The sequence below is a fragment of the Bacillus sp. RSS_NA_20 genome (genome assembly GCF_020165915.1).
Lineage (GTDB): Bacteria > Bacillota > Bacilli > Bacillales > Bacillaceae > Bacillus > Bacillus altitudinis.
This window is the reverse complement of sequence record NZ_JAIUKW010000005.1, coordinates 766,010-788,956: the sequence shown is the minus strand read 5'-3', so window position 1 is coordinate 788,956 and position 22,947 is coordinate 766,010. Positions and strand designations below refer to the sequence as shown.

The 22,947-nt window shown below is 40.4% G+C and carries 32 protein-coding genes; 23 read left to right on the top strand and 9 right to left on the bottom strand.

Translation table 11 applies throughout. From position 1 onward, the window contains the following. Window positions 1-9 precede the first annotated feature (9 nt). The 4 genes from LCD32_RS09480 (at window position 10) to LCD32_RS09465 (ending at window position 2,563) form a co-directional block, all read left to right on the top strand. Window positions 10-537: a phosphatidylglycerophosphatase A gene (locus LCD32_RS09480; RefSeq protein WP_008346387.1), complete on the top strand. Its 528-nt coding sequence runs from the start codon at window positions 10-12 to the stop codon at window positions 535-537. 103 nt (window positions 538-640) lie between these two features. Continuing rightward, window positions 641-1,435, top strand: coding sequence for a thymidylate synthase (locus LCD32_RS09475; RefSeq protein ID WP_035703295.1), 795 nt, complete (start codon window positions 641-643; stop codon window positions 1,433-1,435). After that, complete coding sequence (folA, locus tag LCD32_RS09470) at window positions 1,432-1,920, top strand: type 3 dihydrofolate reductase (RefSeq protein ID WP_017359700.1); 489 nt, start codon at window positions 1,432-1,434, stop codon at window positions 1,918-1,920. Before LCD32_RS09475 ends, folA begins: the two co-directional genes overlap by 4 nt. Window positions 1,921-1,939: 19 nt before the next feature. Further along, window positions 1,940-2,563 carry a lysophospholipid acyltransferase family protein gene (locus tag LCD32_RS09465; RefSeq protein WP_035703293.1) on the top strand — a complete coding sequence of 208 codons (624 nt, stop codon included), beginning with the start codon at window positions 1,940-1,942 and terminating at the stop codon, window positions 2,561-2,563. 38 nt (window positions 2,564-2,601) lie between these two features. Here the strand turns inward: LCD32_RS09465 and trhA are convergent, their stop codons facing one another. Both trhA and LCD32_RS09455 read right to left on the bottom strand, forming a co-directional pair. After that, complete coding sequence (gene trhA, locus LCD32_RS09460) at window positions 2,602-3,237, bottom strand: PAQR family membrane homeostasis protein TrhA (RefSeq protein WP_008346394.1); 636 nt, start codon at window positions 3,235-3,237, stop codon at window positions 2,602-2,604. 13 nt (window positions 3,238-3,250) lie between these two features. Continuing rightward, window positions 3,251-4,219, bottom strand: coding sequence for a sigma 54-interacting transcriptional regulator (locus LCD32_RS09455; RefSeq protein ID WP_008346396.1), 969 nt, complete (start codon window positions 4,217-4,219; stop codon window positions 3,251-3,253). A gap of 180 nt (window positions 4,220-4,399) precedes the next feature. On the opposite strand from LCD32_RS09455, the gene ilvA reads away from it, so the two are divergent. The 7 genes from ilvA (at window position 4,400) to ypmT (ending at window position 9,228) form a co-directional block, all read left to right on the top strand. Then, window positions 4,400-5,668, top strand: a complete 1,269-nt coding sequence (gene ilvA, locus LCD32_RS09450; RefSeq protein ID WP_008346398.1) for a threonine ammonia-lyase IlvA — start codon at window positions 4,400-4,402, stop codon at window positions 5,666-5,668. Window positions 5,669-5,704: 36 nt separating this feature from the next. Next, window positions 5,705-5,956 (top strand): YpmP family protein, encoded by a 252-nt coding sequence (locus LCD32_RS09445; protein ID WP_008346400.1) that lies wholly within the window; start codon window positions 5,705-5,707, stop codon window positions 5,954-5,956. A 187-nt stretch (window positions 5,957-6,143) separates the two neighbouring features. Next, complete coding sequence (locus LCD32_RS09440) at window positions 6,144-6,986, top strand: DegV family protein (protein ID WP_017359697.1); 843 nt, start codon at window positions 6,144-6,146, stop codon at window positions 6,984-6,986. Window positions 6,987-7,008: 22 nt separating this feature from the next. Continuing rightward, the gene (locus LCD32_RS09435) at window positions 7,009-7,599 is read left to right on the top strand and encodes a cytochrome c oxidase assembly protein (RefSeq protein WP_007500791.1); all 591 of its coding nucleotides are present in this window, start codon (window positions 7,009-7,011) and stop codon (window positions 7,597-7,599) included. 69 nt (window positions 7,600-7,668) lie between these two features. Continuing rightward, a complete protein-coding gene (locus tag LCD32_RS09430; RefSeq protein ID WP_025207511.1) occupies window positions 7,669-8,430 on the top strand; it encodes an SGNH/GDSL hydrolase family protein in 762 nt (253 codons plus the stop codon). Between the two features lie 9 nt (window positions 8,431-8,439). Then, the gene (locus LCD32_RS09425) at window positions 8,440-9,006 is read left to right on the top strand and encodes a YpmS family protein (protein ID WP_024718556.1); all 567 of its coding nucleotides are present in this window, start codon (window positions 8,440-8,442) and stop codon (window positions 9,004-9,006) included. A 24-nt stretch (window positions 9,007-9,030) separates the two neighbouring features. Next, the gene (gene ypmT / locus LCD32_RS09420) at window positions 9,031-9,228 is read left to right on the top strand and encodes a protein YpmT (RefSeq protein WP_008346409.1); all 198 of its coding nucleotides are present in this window, start codon (window positions 9,031-9,033) and stop codon (window positions 9,226-9,228) included. 188 nt (window positions 9,229-9,416) lie between these two features. Here the strand turns inward: ypmT and LCD32_RS09415 are convergent, their stop codons facing one another. The 3 genes from LCD32_RS09415 to LCD32_RS09405 all read right to left on the bottom strand — a co-directional run bounded on the left by LCD32_RS09415 (window position 9,417) and on the right by LCD32_RS09405 (window position 10,947). Beyond that, a complete protein-coding gene (locus LCD32_RS09415) occupies window positions 9,417-10,085 on the bottom strand; it encodes a DUF4397 domain-containing protein (protein ID WP_008346411.1) in 669 nt (222 codons plus the stop codon). A 117-nt stretch (window positions 10,086-10,202) separates the two neighbouring features. Beyond that, on the bottom strand, window positions 10,203-10,463 hold the full coding sequence (locus LCD32_RS09410) for a DNA alkylation repair protein (RefSeq protein ID WP_065460586.1): 261 nt from the start codon (window positions 10,461-10,463) through the stop codon (window positions 10,203-10,205). A gap of 52 nt (window positions 10,464-10,515) precedes the next feature. Beyond that, window positions 10,516-10,947 (bottom strand): MarR family transcriptional regulator, encoded by a 432-nt coding sequence (locus LCD32_RS09405; protein ID WP_041091282.1) that lies wholly within the window; start codon window positions 10,945-10,947, stop codon window positions 10,516-10,518. 138 nt (window positions 10,948-11,085) lie between these two features. On the opposite strand from LCD32_RS09405, the gene msrA reads away from it, so the two are divergent. Then, window positions 11,086-11,619 (top strand): peptide-methionine (S)-S-oxide reductase MsrA, encoded by a 534-nt coding sequence (gene msrA / locus LCD32_RS09400; RefSeq protein ID WP_065460583.1) that lies wholly within the window; start codon window positions 11,086-11,088, stop codon window positions 11,617-11,619. Next, a complete protein-coding gene (msrB, locus tag LCD32_RS09395; protein WP_007500777.1) occupies window positions 11,619-12,050 on the top strand; it encodes a peptide-methionine (R)-S-oxide reductase MsrB in 432 nt (143 codons plus the stop codon). The genes msrA and msrB overlap by 1 nt, the downstream gene beginning before the upstream one ends. Before the next feature lie 52 nt (window positions 12,051-12,102). Here msrB and LCD32_RS09390 read toward each other — a convergent pair whose 3' ends face one another. Continuing rightward, complete coding sequence (locus LCD32_RS09390; protein ID WP_017359692.1) at window positions 12,103-13,131, bottom strand: SDR family NAD(P)-dependent oxidoreductase; 1,029 nt, start codon at window positions 13,129-13,131, stop codon at window positions 12,103-12,105. A gap of 253 nt (window positions 13,132-13,384) precedes the next feature. Here LCD32_RS09390 and LCD32_RS09385 point away from each other — a divergent pair, with 253 nt between their 5' ends. Then, window positions 13,385-14,107, top strand: coding sequence for a cytidylyltransferase domain-containing protein (locus LCD32_RS09385; protein ID WP_017367462.1), 723 nt, complete (start codon window positions 13,385-13,387; stop codon window positions 14,105-14,107). 28 nt (window positions 14,108-14,135) lie between these two features. On the opposite strand, the gene LCD32_RS09380 is transcribed toward LCD32_RS09385, so the two are convergent. Further along, a complete protein-coding gene (locus LCD32_RS09380; RefSeq protein ID WP_224563673.1) occupies window positions 14,136-14,930 on the bottom strand; it encodes a DUF3880 domain-containing protein in 795 nt (264 codons plus the stop codon). 183 nt (window positions 14,931-15,113) lie between these two features. Next, window positions 15,114-15,515 carry a hypothetical protein gene (locus tag LCD32_RS09375; RefSeq protein WP_007500770.1) on the bottom strand — a complete coding sequence of 134 codons (402 nt, stop codon included), beginning with the start codon at window positions 15,513-15,515 and terminating at the stop codon, window positions 15,114-15,116. Window positions 15,516-15,722: 207 nt separating this feature from the next. Between LCD32_RS09375 and cgeC the strand changes: the two genes are divergently transcribed. The 7 genes from cgeC (at window position 15,723) to LCD32_RS09340 (ending at window position 21,823) form a co-directional block, all read left to right on the top strand. Beyond that, complete coding sequence (cgeC, locus tag LCD32_RS09370; RefSeq protein ID WP_007500768.1) at window positions 15,723-16,043, top strand: spore maturation protein CgeC; 321 nt, start codon at window positions 15,723-15,725, stop codon at window positions 16,041-16,043. Window positions 16,044-16,061: 18 nt separating this feature from the next. Further along, a complete protein-coding gene (locus LCD32_RS09365) occupies window positions 16,062-17,357 on the top strand; it encodes a glycosyltransferase family 2 protein (protein WP_065460577.1) in 1,296 nt (431 codons plus the stop codon). A 156-nt stretch (window positions 17,358-17,513) separates the two neighbouring features. Next, a complete protein-coding gene (locus LCD32_RS09360) occupies window positions 17,514-18,890 on the top strand; it encodes a sigma-54 interaction domain-containing protein (RefSeq protein ID WP_065460575.1) in 1,377 nt (458 codons plus the stop codon). A 116-nt stretch (window positions 18,891-19,006) separates the two neighbouring features. Then, the gene (gene ablA, locus LCD32_RS09355) at window positions 19,007-20,407 is read left to right on the top strand and encodes a lysine 2,3-aminomutase (RefSeq protein WP_008346434.1); all 1,401 of its coding nucleotides are present in this window, start codon (window positions 19,007-19,009) and stop codon (window positions 20,405-20,407) included. Between the two features lie 2 nt (window positions 20,408-20,409). After that, the gene (locus LCD32_RS09350; protein WP_008346437.1) at window positions 20,410-20,691 is read left to right on the top strand and encodes a YokU family protein; all 282 of its coding nucleotides are present in this window, start codon (window positions 20,410-20,412) and stop codon (window positions 20,689-20,691) included. Between the two features lie 79 nt (window positions 20,692-20,770). After that, window positions 20,771-20,995, top strand: a complete 225-nt coding sequence (locus tag LCD32_RS09345; protein WP_008346438.1) for a YozE family protein — start codon at window positions 20,771-20,773, stop codon at window positions 20,993-20,995. Between the two features lie 147 nt (window positions 20,996-21,142). Next, complete coding sequence (locus LCD32_RS09340; protein ID WP_008346441.1) at window positions 21,143-21,823, top strand: hypothetical protein; 681 nt, start codon at window positions 21,143-21,145, stop codon at window positions 21,821-21,823. Here LCD32_RS09340 and LCD32_RS19255 read toward each other — a convergent pair. Next, window positions 21,820-21,954: a hypothetical protein gene (locus LCD32_RS19255; protein ID WP_017359686.1), complete on the bottom strand. Its 135-nt coding sequence runs from the start codon at window positions 21,952-21,954 to the stop codon at window positions 21,820-21,822. The genes LCD32_RS09340 and LCD32_RS19255 overlap by 4 nt on opposite strands. Before the next feature lie 119 nt (window positions 21,955-22,073). Here LCD32_RS19255 and LCD32_RS09335 point away from each other — a divergent pair, with 119 nt between their 5' ends. Then, window positions 22,074-22,244, top strand: coding sequence for a YozD family protein (locus tag LCD32_RS09335; RefSeq protein WP_008346445.1), 171 nt, complete (start codon window positions 22,074-22,076; stop codon window positions 22,242-22,244). Window positions 22,245-22,295: 51 nt separating this feature from the next. Beyond that, the gene (locus LCD32_RS09330; protein WP_017359684.1) at window positions 22,296-22,904 is read left to right on the top strand and encodes a phosphatase PAP2 family protein; all 609 of its coding nucleotides are present in this window, start codon (window positions 22,296-22,298) and stop codon (window positions 22,902-22,904) included. The last annotated feature ends 43 nt before the right edge of the window (window positions 22,905-22,947 follow it).

The following is a 22,947-nucleotide window of genomic DNA, read 5'->3' as shown; positions in this document are numbered from 1 at the left end:
TCATGCCAATTGAAAAAGTATACAATGAACGAAATGGTTCGCATTACAAAACAGATGTTAAACGAGCGTGGAGTGAAAATAGAAGATATTGCACACATTGTGCTGAAACTCCAAGAGAAATACAACCCAAATCTTCCACTTAGTGTCTGCATTGAAAATGTTGAAAAAGTGCTGAATAAAAGGGAAATTGTCCACGCAGTTTTGACAGGACTTGCGCTTGATCAGCTGGCAGAAAAAAAGCTTTTGCCAGAACCTTTGCAGCATTTAGTTGAAACAGATGAACCGCTATATGGAATTGATGAGATTATTCCGCTTTCCATTGTCAATGTATATGGATCAATCGGTTTGACCAACTTCGGTTACCTAGACAAAGAGAAATTTGGTATTATTAGAGAATTAGATGAAGGTCGTCCTGGTGAAGTACACACCTTCCTTGATGACCTTGTCGCTGCGCTTGCCGCCGCAGCAGCAAGTCGCATAGCTCACTCTCACCAAGATATTAAGGACGAAGAGCAGGATCGAGTGAATCAAGCATAAAAAGAAAAACATGTCTGCTCATCTTGCAGACATGTTTTTTTGGTTTCAACAAAAGCAGAAATAAGGTAAACTACAACAAGAACATAAATAAAGGATGAAAAAAATGAAACAATACAAAGAGTTATGCCGTCATGTATTACAGCACGGGGATGAAAAAGGTGACAGAACAGGAACAGGCACTATCAGCACGTTCGGTTACCAAATGAGATTTGATTTACAGGAAGGGTTTCCTTTATTAACAACAAAGAAATTACACCTGAAATCAATCATTCATGAGTTACTGTGGTTTTTAAAAGGTGATACAAATGTCAAATATCTTCAAGAAAATGGTGTCCGTATTTGGAATGAATGGGCAGATGAAAATGGAGAGCTAGGGCGTGTGTATGGTGCGCAGTGGAGATCATGGGCGAGCGGAGACGGAGAGACAGTAGATCAGATCAGCAGACTGATCCATGATATTGAGAATCATCCTAATTCGAGAAGATTGATTGTCAGTGCGTGGAATCCAGGAGAGATTGATCAGATGGCGCTGCCTCCTTGTCATTGCTTGTTTCAATTTTACGTATCAAACGGTAAATTATCGTGCCAGCTCTATCAACGTTCGGCAGATATCTTTTTAGGTGTGCCTTTTAATATTGCTTCGTATGCACTACTAACGATGATGATTGCCAAAGTGACATACCTTGAGCCAGGAGAGTTTATTCATACGCTAGGAGATGCTCATATTTATCAAAATCATCTTCCGCAGGTCAAAATGCAGTTAGAGCGTGAGGAGCGCACACTTCCGCAGCTTCGCATCACTAGAGATGTCAAAAGTATTTTTGATTTTACGTTTGATGATTTTGTGCTTGAGAACTATGATCCACATCCGCATATTAAAGGAGAAGTCAGTGTATGATTTCCATGATAGTGGCGACAGGAAAAGACAGAGTCATTGGCAAAGATAATCAAATGCCTTGGCATTTACCCGCTGATTTAGCGTATTTTAAAAAAGTCACAAGTGGCCATACCATTGTCATGGGCAGAAAAACGTTTGAATCAATTGGACGAGCACTGCCTAACCGCCGGAATATCGTGTTGACCACAAGTTCTTCTTTTCAAGCTGAAGGATGCGAGGTAGTTCATTCAATCGATGATATTTTAACCATTGCGAAGACCGAGGAAGAATTATTGATCATTGGCGGGTCTAAGCTGTATGAGGAAATGATGCCATACGCAGATCGTCTATATATCACGCACATTCATCATTCATTTGAAGGCGACCGTTTCTTCCCTTATTACGATGAAGATCATTGGACGGTTGTATCACGTGAAAAAGGCCATCGTGACGAAAAGAACCCCTACAATTATGAATTTGTCGTCTATGACAGAAAAGAAGGATAAGTGAGTAGGAGGAGTACGGTTGTTTCGTTATTGGTTTTTAACGATTTATGTTGTTGTATCCTTTTTTAAAAGTATAAGGCATTTGTATGATCATGAATTAACGGATCCACGCATTTCCTATACGAAACGAATGCATCTCATCCATGAGCATGCAAAAAGGTTTGCCAGAGGGTGTATTGATCAATCAGGATCGGTCATGACCATTCATCAGCAAAAAAAGCTGCCAGATGGCCCTGTTATTTATGTCACAGAAGCACATCATCCAGTGACGACGACATTGCTGATTGGTCACTTAGAGAAGCCATTTGCTTTTATGGCAAAACCGCATCTGTTTCGCTATCCCATCTTAAAACAATGGTTGAAGAAGATGGCGGTGATCAAGCAGAATCAATCTGATGAGGCGTTATTAGAAGAAGCAAGAGAAAGAGTTCTATCTGGCCAGAGTCTGTTGCTTTCTGAACAGTATCGTGTCATGGCAGAAACGCTTGCTGAAGAATGTAACTGCTCACTTGTTCCGGTTGAAACAAGCGGCACAGACCGTCTTTTAACAGGGAAGATCGTCAAAAGACTTCGTCCAGTTAATGTCGATATCCATATAAAAGCACCGGTCAAGATGAGTGATTACGCACAAAAGCGCGCATAGAAAAAACCAGCATCCGAATGTGGATGCTGGTTTTTTAATCATGCTGGGATGTTGACGCAATAAAATAGAATGCAGAAGAACATGGATGCACTTCCACCGAGAACAAAGCTGTGCCAAATCGCATGATGATAGGGAATTTTCCGCCAAATATAAAAGATCGTTCCGACTGAATACAAAATACCGCCTAATAGTAAGAGGCTGAATCCAGCTCCTGTTAATTGAATGTACAGAGGTTTAATTGCGATGATAATCATCCAGCCCATTAATAAATAAACAAGGGTGGATACAATGATAAACCGTTTGACGAAAAAGATCTTAAAGACGATACCGCCTGCAGCGAGAGCCCATACGATTGCAAGAAGAGTATAGCCAAGTGCGCCTTTTAATGGGCCAAGCAAAAATGGCGTATATGTACCAGCAATCAATACATAAATCGCAGAGTGGTCAAGGATTTCAAATACATCTTTTGTTTTTTTGTGCCGAATGCTATGAAGCAAAGTAGAGCTTAAATAAAGCAGTAGCATCGACGCGCCAAATATCGAGAAGCTAATAATGTCAGTGACAGTGCCGTATTGAACAGCGAATAAAACGAGAAAAACAATGGCGGGAATGGATAAAATGACGCCAATGCCATGTGTAATCGCGTTGGCAATTTCTTCTTTTACAGTAAACAATGGATGTCCTCCTTTATTGAACCGGTATATAACCATCAAGCGACTTCAGAAATGAGAGACCTTCAAGTGTAATCTTCGTTCCAGCTCTGCCTTTCCCTTTCGTCACATAAGCTTTTTTCTCAAGATCATCTAATCGACTCCTGACTTGCTGAGGGGTCAGCGGGATGTCGCCTTGTTTGCTTAACTCAGACAAGATACGTCTGCTGGCTGCTTCTCCTTTTTCATTTAGAGACTTAATGGCTTCGAGTAAGAAAACAAATTCTTGTTTCTCCATAAGCGTGAGCTGGTGTTCTTCTTTTTTTCCTTTACCAGCTGTTTGTTGAGGTAATAATACAAAAGGTGGCAAGTGATGCAAGAAAACTGTTTGCCCTTCGAGAATCGCTGCTGCATAATGAACGATATTTTTGAGCTCCTGGACATTCCCTTCAAACGAATATTGCTGTAAGACTTCCCACACACTTGAGTCGATGTCAGGCGTCATGTTCAGTTCTTGAAAGAAAGCAGCGGTTAAAATAGGAATATCTGTTTTTCGATCTTCTAAGGGCGGGAGAGGGATATGAAGCACATTGAGCCGATAAAACAGCTCAGGTAAAAAACTGGATGAAACGCTCATCGCCTCTAATGATAAAGACGAAGAAGCAATGATTTTTGTTGCAGGAGAATCTTCGAGAAAACGAATGACCTGATGCTGCATAGGAATACTGAATGCGCTGACTTCGTCTAAATAAAGCACATGATTTGCCGCATGAGTAAATGCTTCCTGCAAAGTCGCTTCATCTACAATGGGGCAGTAGATATGTTTCATCGAAGCCTGCGCAGCAAATGAATGGGCCATTTCTTGTGCAAAGCGTGATTTGCCTGTTCCAATTTCACCTGTGATCAACACAGGCTGATCGTTTTTCGTGAATTGTTTTGCCAAATGAATGGCGTGTTTTATATCTTGGTGTTCTCCATATATATTAGCAAACGGATGTGTGGTCATCGAGCGATTCCTTTCTTTTGGTTCTAATTGGTTTTATTATAACACCCAATTAGAACAAATGTATAGAAAAACGAAAAAGTTCATGAAATTTATCTCCGATCCATGATCTATCGGTTTATTTTTTGAATATTCATGTTATAATGACAAATTAAATAAGGTTAAAGAGAAAGGATCTTGTACATGAAACCGTTGCTCAAAGAAAACACGCTAATTCAAGTGAAAGACATCTTAAAAGCCCATCAAAATTTGAAGGATGTAGTGATTCATACACCACTTCAAAAAAATGAGCGACTTTCTGAACGATATGAATGTAATGTCTACTTAAAAAGAGAGGACCTGCAGGTTGTTCGTTCTTTTAAATTAAGAGGCGCTTTTAATAAAATGAGCCAGTTGCCAAAAGAAAAACTAGAAAACGGCATTGTTTGTGCCAGTGCAGGAAATCACGCACAAGGCGTTGCCTATTCTTGCAAATATTTAGGTATCCACGGGAAAATCTTTATGCCTGCTACCACACCAAGGCAAAAAGTATCTCAAGTGGAGCTTTTCGGAAAAGAATATGTTGACATTATCTTAACCGGAGATACCTTTGATGATTCGTATCATGAAGCAGTCAAATGCGGAGATAAGGAAAAGCGGGAATTTATCCATCCATTTGATGATTTAGATGTCATGGCAGGACAAGGAACAACTGCTGTAGAAATATTAAATGATATCGAAGTGGAGCCTCACTTTTTATTTGCAAGTGTTGGGGGCGGAGGTTTGTTATCTGGCGTTGGCACGTATATGAAAAATATCGCACCAGAAACAGAAATTATTGCAGTCGAGCCGCTTGGTGCTGCCTCACTTCATGCTTCCCACGAGAAAGGGGAGGTTGTCACACTTGATTCAATAGATAAGTTTGTAGATGGAGCAGCGGTTCAGCGGATTGGCGAAAAGACGTTTACATCGCTTCAGTCTGTTGTCGATAAGATTAGTCTTGTACCAGAAGGAAAAGTATGTACAACCATTTTAGAGCTGTATAATCAATGTGCCATTGTAGCTGAGCCAGCGGGTGCGTTACCGATCGCGGCTTTAGATGCACATCGTGAGGAGATTAAAGGGAAAAATGTCGTTTGTATTGTCAGTGGAGGCAATAATGACATTGGCCGAATGCAAGAAATCAAGGAACGCTCCATGATTTATGAAGGACTCCAGCATTATTTCATCGTTAATTTTCCGCAAAGAGCAGGTGCTCTCAGGGAATTTTTAGATGAAGTGTTAGGGCCAAATGATGATATCTCACGCTTTGAATATACGAAAAAGAATAACCGAAGCAAAGGACCAGCGCTTGTTGGGATCGAATTGAAAGAAAGAGATGACTATGCAGCGCTGATTGACCGAATGAATAAAAAAGGCTTCCACTATGTTGAAGTGAATAAAGATCAAGATTTATTCCACCTATTTATTTAGGCTTAACAGATAATTGGAAAAGAGGATTGATCGTTTGTGCTGCTCAAAACAATATGTTTTAGACGGATGGATGGAGCTCAGATCAAGGTAACAGAAGTCCCTGTTTTAAAGGGAGATGAATCCTATGGTTTCATGCTCACCTTTAGACTTGAAGCTTTCTTGAAAAAAGTCTATGTATCTAAGGGAAAGAGGCATGTGTACTCTTTCAGGGAGGATGTGAAACGTAACGTCAAGTGGAGCACATATGAACAGATCTACCAAGAGCCTACACTAAAACACAATGCGTAAATTGGAATCTTTGCCAAAGAGAGTGAGCGGCCATTTTCAAATAGCGGCTACCCATCTTGGCAAGGATTTTTTACATGAAAAGAAGAAAATGTGACAATTTCAAAAACGTTCTGACAGTTGTTTTCAAGTATGCACGAAATAAGGTAATATCATATGTAAAGACTAAGACAGCAAGGATGAGACGATAGTGAAACAAATTAAAATTGTAACAGATTCAACTGTGGACCTTCCGCAAGAAAAAATCAATGATCTTTCCATTCATGTCATTCCGCTCAATATCTCCATTTCTGGGGTTGATTATATTGACCGAGTGAACATACAGCCAGATGAATTTATTGAAAAAATGGAGGCCGCTGAGGAACTGCCGAAAACGTCTCAACCTGCGATCGGTCAATTCGTCGAATTATATGAAAAACTGACGGCAGATGGAAGCGAAGTCATTAGTATCCATTTAACTGGTGGGATGAGTGGTACGGTTCAAACTGCTGAAAGCGCTTCTAAAATGGTAGACGGAAATATCACTGTCATCGATTCGAATTTTATTTCCTATGGTTTAGGGTTTCAAGTCACCAAAGCAGCAGAGCTTGCAAAAAAAGGGGCAAGCCGTGATGACATCCTCAAAGAAATGGACAAAATTCGTCTTAAAACAAAGCTATTTGTCACAATCGATACATTAGAAAATCTCGTGAAAGGTGGACGAATTGGAAGAGGAAAGGCGCTGATCGGTTCACTTCTTCATATTAAACCAATTGCCAGCTTAACAGACGGCATATACACACCAGAAGCGAATGTGAGAAGTTACTCCGCTCTTGTCCGCTATTTGACAAAACAGTATGTACAGGCGGTGAAAGGGAAAACCGTTCAGGCCATTGGGATTGCACATGCAGACGCATTAGAACTTGCAGAAAAGCTTAAAGCAGCACTGCTTGATCATACACCTGATGCACTAGTTGACATCGCTTATACAACACCGATTATTTCCTGTCATACTGGTAAGGGCGCTATAGGCTTTACTTTTTATACCGATTGATTGAAAAGGGGATGTAATGGTCATGTATACAAAAAGGGGAGCCTTATTTGGTGCGCTTACGATTATAAGCGTGCTTCTTTTAGTCTCATGTTCAAATGGACAAATCAAGGATGCATTAAATTATCAAATCCAGCCGTTTGAGTATCAAAACCAGGATGGTCAAAAGGTGTCGCTCGACGATTTAAAGGGGAAAGTCTGGGTGGCAGATTTTATTTTCACAAGCTGTGAAACGATTTGCCCGCCGATGACCGCACATATGACAGAGCTACAAAAACGGTTAAAAGAAGAAAAATTGGATGCGCACATCATTTCATTTAGCGTCGATCCAGAGGTGGATTCACCGAAAAAGCTAAAGGAATTTGCAAAAGCATATCCATTATCCTTTAAAAATTGGGATTTTCTCACTGGTTACTCGCAGTCAGCGATTGAAAAATTTGCAATGAAAAGCTTTAAGACGATTGTGAAAAAACCTGAAGACGAAGACCAAGTGATACATCAATCTCTGTTTTTCCTCGTTGATCAAGAAGGAAAAGTGATGAAAAACTATGATGGTGTTCAAAATACGCCATATGATGAAATCATCAAGGACATCAAAACACTGAATCGAAGCTAGCATAAGGATGTTCAAATGAGCGAAAACATGATACACTTTTTTAATCAGAAAAAGGAGGGACATCATCGTTTGAAGGCTCGTTTGATTTTGATTGTGATGTCTCTAGCTTTTGTTCTTTCTGCATGTTCCGCGCAAGAGGCTGGCATAAAGGATAAACTAGAAGACACACAAAACGTAAAAGAACATATTACGATCGCAGCGGTTGGAGATTCCTTAACAGAAGGAATCGGAGATCAAAATAAAAAAGGGTATGCCGGCATCACCCGTGACAAGATAGAAGCGGTGGACGGTGTACAGTCTGTTACATTAAAAAACTATGCCATTAAAGGCAGTAGAACGGTAGATTTATTAAAAAGATTAAAAGAAAAAAAAGTGCAGGATGGACTGAAAGACGCTGATTATATTTTCTTTACGATCGGCGGAAATGACTTAATGCATGTCGTCCGTCAAAATGTGCTCAACTTGACATTTGCTCCTTTTCAAAAAGAGCAAGGTCCTTTTGAAGAGCGTTTTAAGACCATTCTTGCTCAATTAAGAGAGCATAATGACCATGCAAAGATCATGTATGTCAGTATGTACAATCCTTTTAAGTTCAGCTTGTCTGAGCTGAGAGATATTGATGAGGTCGTCAAAGACTGGAATGCTGCTGCCGAAAAAGAACTAAAAAAAGACGGCAATGCTGATATGATCGATGTTGCAGATTTATTTGAAGATGATCAAGATGAAAAATTACTGGCAGATGATGATTTCCACCCAAACCAAAAGGGGTACTCTCTTATGGCAAATCGTTTATTCTCAGAAGTGAAAAAAGAAGGACTGCCGAAGGAATAGGGTGAAAAGATGAAAAAATGGAAGAGTTTATTTTTTATTTTACTGTCAATTAATCTATTGATTGTTCTTGTATGCGGTATTTTTATGCTGCTGCCGAGCGATCAATCCGCTTCGAAAAAAGAAGTGAACAGCGAGTATGCTTTTAACATTTCTAGTTCAAAAGAATCGCTCACCAGCTTTGTCAATGATTATTTAAAAAACCAAGGATCAAGCGATATGCCCGACTTTCATGTTGCGATTGACCAAGATGTGAAAGTAACAGGTGCAATCAAAGCTTTTTCTTCAACGATTAATGCAAATGTATCATTTACACCATCTGTTGAAGATAATGGGGATGTTCTGCTGAAAGTAGATGACTTTTCAATTGGACAATTAAGCATCCCAATCAGTTTTGTTTTAAGTTACATGGGTCAATTCTATGAACTGCCTGATTTCGTTCATGTGAAACCAGACCAAAAAACGGTGGAAGTGCGCCTTTCAGAAATGCCGCTGACGAATGATATGTATGTCAAAGCGAACAAAATTGATCTTGAGAATGATGAAATTGAATTCTCATATTATCATCCAAAGCAATAGAACGTGTAAGTCAGGAGTGAAACGATGAAGCGAGTCTATCAATATTTTAGTTTACTGTCGCTCTTATTTGCTGCATACTTTGGCATGACAGCTGCCTCTCATTTAAAAGCAGAAAATATCGACCAGTTTTACTTAAATATCGCCTATTGTGCATTATTTTTAGGTACCATGATTCTTGCTTTTGATTTTCAAAAACAAGAAAAAGCTGAAGATGTCTCGTAAATAGCCTTTTCCATTTGGGAAGGCTATTTGTCTTCTTTTCAGCGTGATTGAAAATCTTTGCATTCTAGGAAGGACGAGTACTGGCGCAGAGTGAATGTGGCATTCGTGAGAACCGGCACGCAGGACTGACACCGAATGCGAGGCTTTGTCTACACGCTGAGAGCCTTTTCCATTTGGAAAGGCTCTTTTTACATTTGGTGAGACAAGACGACTTTTGCCATTAGCTCTGGCTCTCCGTTTGCAAATCCATGAAGTAAAATAAGATAGGCCCGCTTTGTTTGCAGGTGAACTTTCGGAATATCTAGCAGTACACTTTGAGTACCGGCAGCTTTTAATTCAAAGTGATACTTATTCGGAGAGAAGTGGTGGGTTTGGGTGCCGTTCACATATCCGAGCTCCTTTGATAACATGCCTTGATCTCGTTCATATATATCAATGAAAGGGAGGTCTGGTGACAGCTGGATAAACGTGAGTGCTGATAGCTCATCTTGCTTAATCAGCGAGTCTTGCTTTTCTGTGAGCAGCGCAAAGCCGGTATGAGCTCCTGTGATACATAGCGTGTAAGTCTCGTTTCCATTAATCATCATACGGGAAGAAAGAATTTTTTCTTTTGTAGCCAGCTTGAATACTTCTATCTCATAAACACCCTCATCCCATTCCATATAAGCAGACAGCTGACCGTATGGTAGCTTTTTTTGGATTGGCTGCTGATTTACAAATACAGCAAGCTCACTTAAATCCGGTGCAGCGTGAAATAATCGAATAACAGCTTTGGAAATGGTGTTTCTCGGATGGTATGGGGGAAAGGTAGCTAATGGACGATATAGAAATTGATTCATCTCGTAGAGCTGCTGCACGTCTTTATCCCTTCTTTCTCTGCAATGTGTTTTTTGTAGCGTATGCAAGAAAGGGACGATCTGTATAGGCAAAAGAAACATAGAAAAAAGCCTGACAAAAAGTGTCAGGCTCTCGTATTAAGAAGGAGATGAATATTGATTATATTCAGCCAACTTAATGAACGTTTTTTCATCTTCAATTAATCCGCAAACGCCGCACTGGACTTTGATTTTCGGTCCTTGATAGTTCATGTGAAAAGGAGAAAGCTGATCTCCTTCATATGTTTCGACAATAGCTCCAGTTGCTGGATCAAGTTTCACAGGTTCTGAATGCTGCTCGATGAGATTAAAACGCGTTCTGTTGGTTTTGCAGTTCGGACAAAGATATGGACTTGTCATGGTTCATTCCACCTTTTTATCCGTAGCATGTCCTCCACGCTAAAATCTATGCTTAATCTTTTTGACTTTTATCCAGCTTTTTAAATAATTTGATCATCGTTTTCAGTTCTTCATCCTCAAATGATTCAAATCGTTCCATGAAGTATTCTGTTTTCTTTTTCTCAAAATGCTCAGTAATTTCCTTACCCTTATCGGTTAAGTGGATTTTGATGATGCGTCGATCCTCTTTTGAACGGATACGAGTGATCCAGCCTTTTTCTACAAGTGTGTCGGTTACAGCTGTAATATGGCTTGCTGATACACCGAGAATTGAGGCGAATTCCGTTACTTTTTTTGCGCCTTGTTCACGCAGCAGATTTAAAATGAGAAATTCATTCCGAGATAATTCGTTTTCAAGCAGGCTGTTAATTTCATAACGTATTTGCTTAAATACGGTTCTCAGTAAAGTATCCATTTCATACATCATTTGTTTTCTTTGTTCCAATCATTAAACCCCCATTATATTTTAAGATACGACAGAATGCTTTCTTTTGTTTTTAGGTATACAAGTCGTATCATTTTCATTATTTTTTATCATGTTATAATATGATGATACCATTTTTTAAATGAAGGGGGCACTAATATGTCTGAAAAACAAGAATTAGCCACATTTGCTGGAGGCTGTTTCTGGTGTATGGTTAAACCTTTTGATGAACAGCCAGGCATTATCAAAGTTGAATCAGGGTATACTGGCGGACATACAGTGAATCCAACCTATGAGGAAGTATGTACAAATACGACAGGCCATAGAGAAGCCGTTCAAATTACCTTTGATCCAGACATTTTTCCGTATGAGAAGCTATTAGAACTATATTGGCAGCAAATAGACCCAACAGATGATGGAGGACAATTTGGTGATAGAGGAGAGTCCTACCGTACAGGGATTTATGTCCACAATGAAAAACAAAGGCAACTTGCAGAAACATCAAAAGAGCAGCTGAGCCAAAGTGGAGTTTTCCAAAAGCCAATCGTGACAGAAATTTTAGAGGCTGGTCCTTTTTATCCTGCTGAGGAATATCATCAGCATTATTATAAAAAGAACAAAATGCACTACGAACGATACCATGTCGGTTCGGGCAGAGCAGGTTTTATTCAATCTCATTGGAGTGATAAATAATGGCTAACGAAAAAGAGCAGCGCATCAAAGAATTAAACCGAATGCAGTACGAAGTGACGCAAAATAATGGAACTGAGCCGCCATTTCAAAATGAATTTTGGGACCATAAGGAAGAGGGCATTTATGTAGATATCATTTCAGGCAAACCATTGTTTTCTTCTTTAGATAAATTTGATGCCCATTGCGGCTGGCCAAGTTTTACAAAACCGATTGAAGATCAAGAGGTAGAAGAGAAAGTAGATACGAGCCATGGCATGGTGCGGACAGAAGTTCGCAGTAAGACGGCCGACTCTCACCTTGGTCATGTATTCCCTGACGGCCCAGGGCCAAACGGTCTTCGGTATTGTATTAATTCTGCCGCTTTAAAGTTTATCCCGAAGGATGATCTTGAAAAAGAAGGCTATGGTCATTTGAAACACATCTTTCAATAATTGATTTAAAAATCGTCACATGGAAGTCAGCTGCTTCCGTGTGACGATTTTTTTATTTTTTATGGTGTGTATGATGTAATTGTTCAATGATGTGAAACAGTTTCTCTTTTGTAATGAGCGGTGCTTCGTTTGATGTGTAATGGGTCAAATGGACTTTTTGAAAATGAGGGTGAAGATGTGGTCTCGGTAAAATGGCATAAAATTGTTCATGTTCAAATAGTGCATCTGCCTCGTGAGGGAATGTGAGTTCCTCGTGAAGTTTTTCTCCAGGTCTTTTGCCGACAACGAGAATATCAGGAGAAGGAACGTTGATCTGACCGGCATATTCATGAAATGCTTTCAATAGATCAGCCAGCTGTAATGACTCCATCTTGAGAATAAACGTTTCGCCGCCTTTCATCATGATAGCTGCTTCAAGCGTGAGAGATACAGCTTCTTCGATAGACATAAAAAAGCGTGTCATCTTAGGATCAGTTACAGTTAGAGGTTGTTCATTTAACAACTGTTGAAGCATGATGGGGATGACGGAACCTCTTGATCCAAGCACATTGCCAAACCGGACAGAGCAAAATCTCGTTTTCTGATTTGAAATACTTTCATTCGCTTGAAAAAACAATTTTTCTGAAATTAATTTTGTAGCTCCCATGGCATTTGTCGGAGAAACCGCTTTGTCGGTTGAAATGTTCACAACATGACTGACTTCATGTTCAAGTGCTGCTTCGATGACATGCTGTCCGCCGATGATGTTGGTTTGGACAGCTTCAAACGGATTATCTTCGCAGGTGGGTACTTGTTTGAGTGCAGCTGCATGGAAGATGATATCTACCCCTTTGACAAGCTGCCTGACGCGGCTGGCATCCCTCACATCTCCAAGTGCAAATACAACCTCTGGATGCGCCGCATATTCATTTTTCATCATGTATTGTTTACTGTCATCTTTACTGAAGACAATGACCTTTTTAGGAGAGCAGGCTGTTAATTTTTTCACAATCTGCCGGCCAATCGAACCCGTACCGCCTGTGACCAAGATGATTTTGTCACGAAAAAAGGTCTTCAAACTCGTTTCTATTTGTTTGGACATATCTAATCCCCCAACTCTCATTTCTCTACTTTGCATCATATGTGAAAGAGAGGAAGACGTTTGAGGAAAAGAACCACTTCATGCATAAATTAGGTGAACCAATTATAACCATCTGCTTGATGACTTAATAGAATATGTAGAGATAGAAGATTAAGTAGAATAACGAGGCACCTGAAGACTTCAGTACGGCGATCAGTTCAGCTCTCAGAATGTATTCACTGATACTGAGCTGCGCGAGGGGAGAAGATCATACATGTATAGGGGAAATCGTATTTTAGCCATGATACCAGCTTTTAGCAGCAAGCAGGGGCATCATGCTGAACACATTCGCGTATTGGCGGAGCGGCCGCTAATCTATTGGACCATTCAGCCATTATTACAAATGATTGAATTAGATGAAGTCATCGTATCTTCAGAGGATGTGAATACTCAAATCATTTCGTCCCACTATGGGGCAAATGTCATTGAACTGCCAAGCACACATGTGACGGAACAAACACCTTCTTTAGTAGCTGTGAAGCACGCACTTGCTTATTTAGAACGAGAGGGAAAAACGTTTGATATTGTTTTGTATTTGCATCCAGCATCACCACTAAGGCAGACGGCAGATATTGAGAACTGCTTACAGCTTCTAGTAGAGGGAGGATATGATTGTGCTGCTTCTTTTACAGAGGCGTTAGAAAATCCAAATGAAACTTGGACACTTCATGACACCAATGAAGCCAGCCTGTATAAGGACAATCATTATTTTTTTGTACCAACTCAGGAGCACCCTTATACGTATGGGCGTTTAAATGGAGCTGTCTATGCGTTTCATGTTCCATATGCAAAAGAATGCATTCATTCCTTTTTAGAAGGATCTGTTGGTGCATATATGATGGATCATGCGCAATCGCTTGTTGTGAAAAGTGAGGAGGATCGGAAAAAGGCAGAGAAGATTTTATTGGCTCGACAAGATGCAGAAGGAACGGCATAAGATGATGACAATTAGAAAAAGCGCCCGGTCATAGGGCGCTTTTGACTATTTCATAAAGTCTGTAAGGTAGCGTATCAAATGTGTTCCAGCGAATGACTTGCTCGTAATTGTTCTCTGCAACCGATTGTCTTTGTTGAGGGTTTTTTACATAGTGCTCGACCTGCTCAATCAAATCGTTTTCATGTGTGTAAAAAGCGAAGCTTGAAAATGCCTGTGACGGTTGTAGATCTGTCAACTGAAAGCCTCCGCTTGCAGCGATATCAAATGCTCTGTTGTTGAGACTCATATTTTGAACATTGGCTTTGTTTTGATTATAGGCAAATTGCGCGGGCCTGTGCGGATTCAGAACAATGGCTGATGTTTGATAGATGTCTGCCATCTGCTCGGGACTCAGCCAGTGGGTCATCAGTGAGAGATCACGATATCGTCTGCGTGATTTATTCAACACGCGATGCCACTCTTTTCCTGCTACGAGAATGCGCCATTTGTTTTGATGTAAGAGTGTATCGATGGCTTTGATGCGGTTTGGATAAGGGTAGCCAATGAGTGCAATGTCATAGATGCACGACTCATGTGGTGATTCTTTTTTCTGAAATACGTGTGTATTGGTTGGAATGGGAAAGTAGTGCGCGTGATCAGCGCCCAGTTGTTTGTAAAATGACAAAGCACCTTCGTCAATCGTTAAAATCAGCTGTGCATCATTTACGCATGCAGCTGACACATCTATATAAAAAGGGTCTTCTGTCATCCACAGTACAACGGGGATCTTTTCTTGTTTGAATTGATGAAGCAGTTCTGTTGGAATATGGTCACCGATCATCATGAAAACAAAATCCGGAGAAAATGTCCGGATTTTGTGCATATGAGCGGGTAGAGTTTCCCTTTCCACCTTGATGCATGAAAAGGGGGAATCAATGAAGCTATCTTCTATCCATTGATCGAACATCCGATAGATTCCACCGTAGCCAGAGCTGATATAAAGAAGCTTCATGATGGCCCTCTCACATTAAGATGTGAACGTAACACTTTCTACTTTATCTACATCTAATAGAGTCGTTGCAGAGCCCGTAGGTGTCACAGAGCTTTCTTGTGTGACGAAAACAACACCTGTTGAAGCATCGAATGATACGAATTGAACGGGTCCGATTAAGTCACCTGAGTCCATGACAATGCTAATGACTGTTCCAGGTGCAAGTCTTGCGAAAATCCATCTTGCTGGTTGAGATACGTCGAGTGTTGTAGCAGAATCTGAAGGTGATGCTTCAGCAGCCACCTCACTAAATAAATCGTTCAATTTTTCTTCCACTTGAACTCCTCCTTCTTCGAGATTAACTGTTAACGCATGACTAAGCGGTTTGAAAAACAGCTTTAATAGCTCTTTTTTTAATTCGGCACGCTTTTCGCTCATGTTTTCCCCATCCTTTCTTCATCCATTCAAACACACCACTATGTATATGCCGTTCTCTTTTTTTTGTATAAGCAGAATGCTCATTCCTTGTTCTTTTTTCATTTAATGACTTCACACATTTTTGAAAAATGTTTTCAAATGCTGATGCTAAATGAAGTGATCCTCATACTCTAGTAAAGATCAAACGAGAAGAAAGAGGGAATCTGAATGGAATTTGAACAACTATTAAATGGCTGGAACGAAGAATTACTAGAAACAGAAGGAATACTTGAAGTTGTGTTGATTATACTTCTTCTTCATCTTTTAGAGGAAAGTGAGGAAGGGAGTGCGTCAGAGATTAAAGAATTGCTGCGCCCGTGGCTTGAGCTCGGTATTCCGCTGCCGCGTGTTCATTTAGTCAATGGAGATGTGCTGCAAAACGTGGTTGTCGTACAATTGTTTGACTCAGTAGCAGTCTTTAAAAATGCGACAAATCAGCTAAGAGTAAGTGTTCCTTATGTGAACATTGTCAGCTGGGGGGCTTTTTAATCTATTTAAAAAAGGATAATGGTCATGAAAGTATCAGTGATATTAACAAGCTACAACAAACCTGATTTCATTGAACGTGTGCTAAAGAGTGTGGTAGAACAAACGTATCAGCATTGGGAGCTTTTGATCATGGATGATGGCTCTGAACAAGAAATGATCCAAAAGATGCAGCCTTATTTAGAGGATAAGCGCATTCAATTGTATTCTCACCAAATTCATCCTGCAAACCGGCTGAAGACTGTACGTTATGCAACGCTAATTAATGAAGCATTAACACGTATAACAGGTGAGCTGGTTTGTTATGTAACTGATGATACAGTCTACAGAAAAGATCGTTTAGAGAAAATGGTCGAGGTTTTTCAATCGAAGCCTCACATAGATATCGTCTATTCCTCGCAGCGTGTCGTGCATGTGAATCAGCATTTGGTGGAAACGGCGAGCTTCGTTCGAAAAGCAGATCAAGTGTTGGAGCATGCATCTTTTCAAGTCGACCATTGCTCTGTTATGCATAGAAGCCGGCTGCTTTCGCTTATTCATGAAAAATACGGACAATACTGGGCCGACGAACCAAAACATTGGCATCATGCTGACTCTGTGTTTTGGATGAGACTGAATCATTTTGCTGCGTTCTTTCCATTACAAGAAGTACTTGATACCACATATAAAACGCCACAATCATTCCATCATATGTTTGCGAGTATGCCCTACGATTTAATTGACGGAACTGTGATTGAAAGAGATGGCGCTTATTATCAAATCGCTCACGGATGTCTTCATCTAATTGACAAGCGCTGGGTGAATGAAAAGAACAGGCGTGCGATTCGTGTTCCTTCCTTATGTACGATGAAATATGAAATGAACGAGCCGCTGACAGTTCCGAATTATACAGTCGTCACTGCAGATAACGGCAGAACATTTTATTATATTGAACATCAGACAAAAAGACGGTTTGCTTCAAGACGTGATGTGCAATATTTTCAGTTTCATCAAAAGGAGATTTACACGGTCACAAAACAGCAGCTGGAGACGTTTGAGGAAGGCAGCATCATTCAAGTATCTCCAATATTCAGCCCACCAAATAGACGGCTGTTTAAATGGAAACAAGATGTCTATTTATTTGTGCATGATACCTTTTGCCGAATTGTCCCTGAGGTAGTGAAAATATTTGCGTTTTACCATCAGCCAATCAAACTACAACCTTCTCAATTTGCATTTTTTCAAGAAGGAAAGCCAATTGTGCCGCTGTATATGGAGTCTCTTCAGGAATTTGATTTGTCTCTTTATCAAACGTCAGGGCGAAAGCACTCCTCCTAAGAGGGGTGCTTTTTTTAGAATAGATGAAAAAAGCAGGAGATCGACAGGAAAAAGCGAATCGTGAAAAGGATAGGGGAACACGTTGAACATCATCAAGCCGCTGAAAATTGGGCAATACAGTGCCGAATTTTCAGCATAGAAAGTGAGGGAGAAATAGTGGGGAAGGTTGTCGAAAGAGCGGATTGGTTTGAATTAATTTTAGAAGCCATCGATGAAGCGATTCACGTTGTAGACGATCAAGGGGTCACCATCTTTTATAATCATAATGCAGCGAAGTTCGACTGTTTAGCGAAAGAAGAAGTGATTGGCAAGTACATACTGGATGTGTATCCTTCATTAACTGAAAAGACAAGTACACTCATGCATGTACTTAGAACAGGAAAACCCATTTATCATTCGTTGCAAACCTATTTGAATAAAAATGGAGAAAAAATTGAGACCGTCAACACCACACTGCCCATTATGGAAGGCAGCAAGTTAATTGGGGCGGTAGAAGTAGCGAAGGATGTGTCGAAGCTGTCGGCGCTTTCGAATCGTTTAGATCAAAAAAAACGAACGGATGGTGCCGTGGAGACCACTCAAATGCTCGATTTTTCTTCATTTTTAACAAATGATCCACACTTAAAAGAGATGCTGGAGAAAGCGAAAAAAGCTGCTGCATATCCTTCGTCGGTTATGGTCTTCGGGGAAACTGGGACAGGAAAAGAGGTACTCGTACAAGCGATTGTTCATGCATCTGATCGGAAAGATCAAGTCTTTATCCCGCAAAACTGCGCTGCTCTTCCAGAATCGCTGCTTGAAAGTCTTTTATTCGGGTCTGTCAAAGGAAGTTATACGGGCGCAATAGATCGCAAGGGGCTGTTTGAATTAGCAGATGGCGGTACGCTTTTTCTTGATGAACTGCAAGCGATGCCGCTTACGCTTCAAACAAAATTACTGCGTGTGTTAGAGGATGGTGTTGTCCGCCGGATAGGTGATGCAAAGGCGGTTCAAGTAAATGTCAGAGTGATTACTGCCCTCAATATCGACCCATTTGAAGCCGTTAAAAAACAAATGTTAAGAGAAGACTTATTTTATAGACTGCATGTGTCATCATTTCATATCCCGCCGCTTCGCACAAGGAAGCATGATATCCAGCTGTTATCCCGCCACTTTATTCAAACGTATCATCAGCAATTTTCAAAAAACGTCAACCGCCTTTCAGAAGAAACTGTCCAAGTATTTATGGCCCATCAGTGGCCAGGGAATGTCAGAGAATTAAAACATACGATCGAGCATGCCGTCTTGATGATGCCAAAGGAAGCAGAAGAAATCACCCCAGCATATCTCCCTGCCCATTTGCGGACGCATCAGATAGAAAGTCATCCACCAGAGTCCTCATTAAAAAGTCAAGTGACGTCATTTGAACAAACGCTGATTCAAGAAGCTTTAAGACAGCACGCAGGGAATATTAAGCAAACAGCAGCCGCTTTAAAGATTCCTCGACAAACATTGCAGTATAAACTAAAAAAATATACAGATGCCGAAAAGTAGGCACTTCAAACAGGTGAATGTGACGGAAAAGCTCCTTTTGTAAAGAATAGGGGCATTTTCCCATGTTGGCACATAACTTGCATAGTATAAAGTGAATGCTGATAGGGGGAATGGATATGAATCAAAAACTGTATCAACCTGCGCGACATTGGAAGGACATTGAACTTTGGAAGGACGTACCCGAGGAAAAGTGGAACGACTGGATTTGGCAGCTGACGCATACGGTCAAAACGCTTGAAGATTTAGAAAAAGTCGTGAACTTAACAGAAGAGGAAAAAGAAGGGGTGAAGATTTCCACGAAAACCATTCCACTCAACATAACACCCTACTATGCCTCACTGATGAATCCAGACGATCCAAGATGCCCAATCCGTATGCAGTCTGTACCGATTGCAGAAGAGCTTCATAAAACAAAATATGACCTCGAAGATCCGCTCCATGAAGATGAGGATTCACCTGTTCCGGGTTTAACGCACCGCTACCCAGATCGTGTGCTGTTTCTTGTCACAAATCAGTGCTCCATGTACTGCCGCTATTGTACGAGAAGGCGCTTTTCCGGTCAGATCGGGATGGGCGTGCCGAAAAAGCAATTAGATGCCGCCATTGGATATATTAGAGAAACCCCTGAAGTGCGGGATGTGTTAATTTCAGGCGGTGACGGGCTGTTAATTAATGATCAAGTGCTTGAATACATTTTGAAAAACTTACGAGACATTCCTCACGTTGAAATCATTCGAATTGGAACACGTGCACCGGTCGTGTTTCCGCAGCGAATTACAGATGAATTGTGTGAGATTTTAAAAAAATATCATCCTGTTTGGCTGAACACTCACTTTAATACAAGCATTGAAATCACAAAAGAAGCAAAAGAAGCGTGTGAGCGACTTGTCAATGCTGGCGTCCCTGTTGGCAATCAGGCGGTGATCCTAGCAGGAATTAACGACAGTGTGCCAATTATGAAGAAGCTGATGCATGATCTCGTCATGATTCGCGTCAGACCTTATTATATTTATCAATGTGATTTATCAGAGGGGATCGGCCACTTTAGAACACCAGTTTCAAAAGGCCTTGAAATCATTGAAGGCTTAAGAGGACATACGAGTGGTTATGCCGTGCCAAGCTTTGTTGTAGATGCGCCAGGCGGCGGAGGTAAGATCACCTTACAGCCAAATTATTTATTATCTCAAAGCCCAGAGAAAGTGGTCCTGCGTAACTTTGAAGGTGTGATCACCTCTTATCCGGAGCCAGAACATTACGTCGCAGGCCAAGCAGATGCGTATTTTAATGAAATCTATGAAGAAAAGAAAGAACCCGCCATTGGCATAACTGCTCTATTTGAAGATGAAGCAAGATCCTTTACGCCTGAAAATTTAAGCCGAATGAAACGAAGAGAGTCTTATGAAACGAATCCTGAACATGATACGCTCAAAAACAAACGTGAAAAACGAGATGAATTAAAAGAGAAGAAATATCAAGCCCAGCTCAAAAAAGAACAAACCGTAAAGGAGGAGAAATAACGTTGCTGACATGTGATTGGTGTGAGGAGAAGAAAGCGAACGCAGGACAGACCACAGTCTATTGGGAACTCATCACGGGCACACAATCGATTGAGATTTTGGAAACGCCTTCGATTTCTTGCACGCATTGCGGGATGACGTATCAGAAGGATGAGACAGTAAAAGAGATAGAAGATCAATTAATTTTAGTCGATCAAACAAAACTTCCAGAAAAAATCTTATATGAAGAATTAATGAGCATGGAGCGGTTATTAAAGCGTAATTACTTTGATTTTTCTTCATAAGTTGTACCTCCGCCTATACAAGTCATCAAATTCCTGTATAATATAACAACAAAATAGAGTGTCGCGGAGGGAAAAACAGGTGAAGTCGTTTTACCATTATTTAATGAAGTACAGACATCCAAAACCAAAGGATGACATCAGTCATTTTGCAAATGCTGCTTATGAAGATCACAGCTTTCCTAAAGCATCCACTGATTATCATGAGCTATGTGCCTATTTAGAGTTAAATGGGGACTATTTAAGCTCCATGACGACATTTGATGAGGCTTTTGAGCAATACGAAGTAGAAGTCAAAAAAAAATAACACACACAACCGCTTGTTCCGTATGGAAGAAGCGGTTTTTTCATGAAGAAATAAAATGGCGTTTTGCATGGTGTGGTTGCCCATGCAGAATTCCTTGCGCCGGCATACGATACGTTAAGACCAAAAGTCGGGCAAGGGGGAGACAGAATGAAGGCGAAAGCACCAAAATATAAAGTAGGGGATATTGTCGTCGTTGTCATGTACGGCACAGTTGGAACGATAACAAAAGTCCATCAAATTGACCAACATTATCTATATGAGGTCAATCATAATGAGGTGCTTTATTTTGAAACATCACTCCAGCTTTACGATGAATACGACGGGGTGATTGTAGATACAGAAAAGCTGGACATTGAATATGAGTTCCTCATTGGCGATGTTGTATATGTAAAGGATTACGGGAAAGAGCTATTTAAAATCATTGGCCATCGGACTGAGATATGGCGCTACCTTGAAGATGGCTGGGAAGATGTCATTTATGAACTGACAAGGTTAAAAGACGGAGAATGGCTGGAAACAGAAGAAGAAGACTTGACGCTTGTCCTAAGAAAATATGAGATGGATCAGTTTGTTCATCAGCTTCTTTTTGTGCATTACGTTGGAGAAACCTCAAAAGAAATAGAGGAAGATATGGTGCAAACCGCTCTATTACAGTTAGAAGAGAAACAAGAAAGCGAAGCATCACTAGAATTTCTCGCTGTATCTATAGTGGATGAGCTTCTTGATATTTACAATGATTATAAAATTCTCTATGAATTTTTCAAAGACCCAGAATATAAGGATATGATGGACTTTATTTTGGAAAGTTTAAACGAGCATTTTGGTTAAAAGAAGACTTGTCCTAACACGAATAAAAAGTAAGGAACACAGAAAAAAGCAATCACATAAAACCATCCCCTCAAGATACGGCCCATCACCTGATCAAAAGTATGTCCATCTAAAATGCTTAACCATTTCATTGCCTCATGCCCCTTTTCTTTTCGTTTACTGCATTTATATGTATGGAATGAGCCATTATGACAAACTGTAATAAAAATAAGGCAGCGTTCATACATCATAAAAAAGGAGGCGGAAAGCAATGAAAGAAGCAGATTTGGTGATTGATACAGAGGAAATTGCAGAATTCTTCTACACGGAGCTGGTCAAAAGAGGGTACATACCATCTGAGCTGGAAACGTTTGAGCTTGCCGATATTACATTTGAATATATGCTGAGGAAAGCAATGATAGTTGAAGAAGAGGCGCGGTAGGCACTATACTTTGAAGAGATTCTGAGTAGAAAGGGAGGGGAATTGGTTCGCGTGTATGTCATCATTTTTTTCCTTTTGTTTGGCGCCATCGCAGCGCTTATGGTGTCTGGCATGTTCCAGGAGTTGGACAACCAGATCATCTTATCGTTTGAAAACATCAGACTTCCTTTTTTAAATGATGTCATGCTGACTTTGACTGACTTTGGTATCAGTGCGCTGCTTGTCCCAATCATGCTCATCTTTAGCGTGGTGCTGTTTATGTATAAACGCTACCACTCTATTATGCTGCTTTTTCTACTATATATAGCAGAAAAAACGGTCAATCATGAACTGAAAGGACTGTTTGCTAGAGAGCGTCCAGCCTTTGATCATCTAGTGAATGAGACCTATTACAGCTTTCCGAGCGGACATTCTATGAATGCAGCAACGATCTATCCATTTATCGCCTATCTATTCATTGAAATGGTTCCGTGGCTGAAAAAGAGACAAAAAGCAGTCTACATGGTGACAGGGTGCTATGTGCTGATGATCGGCATCAGCAGGATGTATATCGGTGTTCATTATGTCACTGATGTAGCAGGGGGCTTTGCGATAGGACTAGCTTTATTTCTCATATGTAAAAAGATTGACGAAAAATTGTCCGTCATTCGACAAAAATAGAAGAAGGAAATTCATAGATCCCAGCCAATTTTATATAAAAGGG

Bases quoted from the DNA above. Each gene is read 5' to 3' on its own strand.
- LCD32_RS09475 (WP_035703295.1), top strand. From the start codon at position 641: ATGAAACAATACAAAGAGTTATGCCGTCATGTATTACAGCACGGGGAT.
- folA (WP_017359700.1), top strand. From the start codon at position 1,432: ATGATTTCCATGATAGTGGCGACAGGAAAAGACAGAGTCATTGGCAAA.
- LCD32_RS09455 (WP_008346396.1), bottom strand. From the start codon at position 4,219: ATGACCACACATCCGTTTGCTAATATATATGGAGAACACCAAGATATA.
- ilvA (WP_008346398.1), top strand. From the start codon at position 4,400: ATGAAACCGTTGCTCAAAGAAAACACGCTAATTCAAGTGAAAGACATC.
- LCD32_RS09435 (WP_007500791.1), top strand. From the start codon at position 7,009: ATGTATACAAAAAGGGGAGCCTTATTTGGTGCGCTTACGATTATAAGC.
- LCD32_RS09425 (WP_024718556.1), top strand. From the start codon at position 8,440: ATGAAAAAATGGAAGAGTTTATTTTTTATTTTACTGTCAATTAATCTA.
- ypmT (WP_008346409.1), top strand. From the start codon at position 9,031: ATGAAGCGAGTCTATCAATATTTTAGTTTACTGTCGCTCTTATTTGCT.
- LCD32_RS09410 (WP_065460586.1), bottom strand. From the start codon at position 10,463: ATGACAAGTCCATATCTTTGTCCGAACTGCAAAACCAACAGAACGCGT.
- msrA (WP_065460583.1), top strand. From the start codon at position 11,086: ATGTCTGAAAAACAAGAATTAGCCACATTTGCTGGAGGCTGTTTCTGG.
- msrB (WP_007500777.1), top strand. From the start codon at position 11,619: ATGGCTAACGAAAAAGAGCAGCGCATCAAAGAATTAAACCGAATGCAG.
- LCD32_RS09390 (WP_017359692.1), bottom strand. From the start codon at position 13,131: ATGTCCAAACAAATAGAAACGAGTTTGAAGACCTTTTTTCGTGACAAA.
- LCD32_RS09385 (WP_017367462.1), top strand. From the start codon at position 13,385: ATGTATAGGGGAAATCGTATTTTAGCCATGATACCAGCTTTTAGCAGC.
- LCD32_RS09380 (WP_224563673.1), bottom strand. From the start codon at position 14,930: ATGATGATCGGTGACCATATTCCAACAGAACTGCTTCATCAATTCAAA.
- LCD32_RS09375 (WP_007500770.1), bottom strand. From the start codon at position 15,515: ATGAGCGAAAAGCGTGCCGAATTAAAAAAAGAGCTATTAAAGCTGTTT.
- cgeC (WP_007500768.1), top strand. From the start codon at position 15,723: ATGGAATTTGAACAACTATTAAATGGCTGGAACGAAGAATTACTAGAA.
- LCD32_RS09365 (WP_065460577.1), top strand. From the start codon at position 16,062: ATGGTCATGAAAGTATCAGTGATATTAACAAGCTACAACAAACCTGAT.
- ablA (WP_008346434.1), top strand. From the start codon at position 19,007: ATGAATCAAAAACTGTATCAACCTGCGCGACATTGGAAGGACATTGAA.
- LCD32_RS09340 (WP_008346441.1), top strand. From the start codon at position 21,143: ATGAAGGCGAAAGCACCAAAATATAAAGTAGGGGATATTGTCGTCGTT.
- LCD32_RS19255 (WP_017359686.1), bottom strand. From the start codon at position 21,954: ATGAAATGGTTAAGCATTTTAGATGGACATACTTTTGATCAGGTGATG.
- LCD32_RS09335 (WP_008346445.1), top strand. From the start codon at position 22,074: ATGAAAGAAGCAGATTTGGTGATTGATACAGAGGAAATTGCAGAATTC.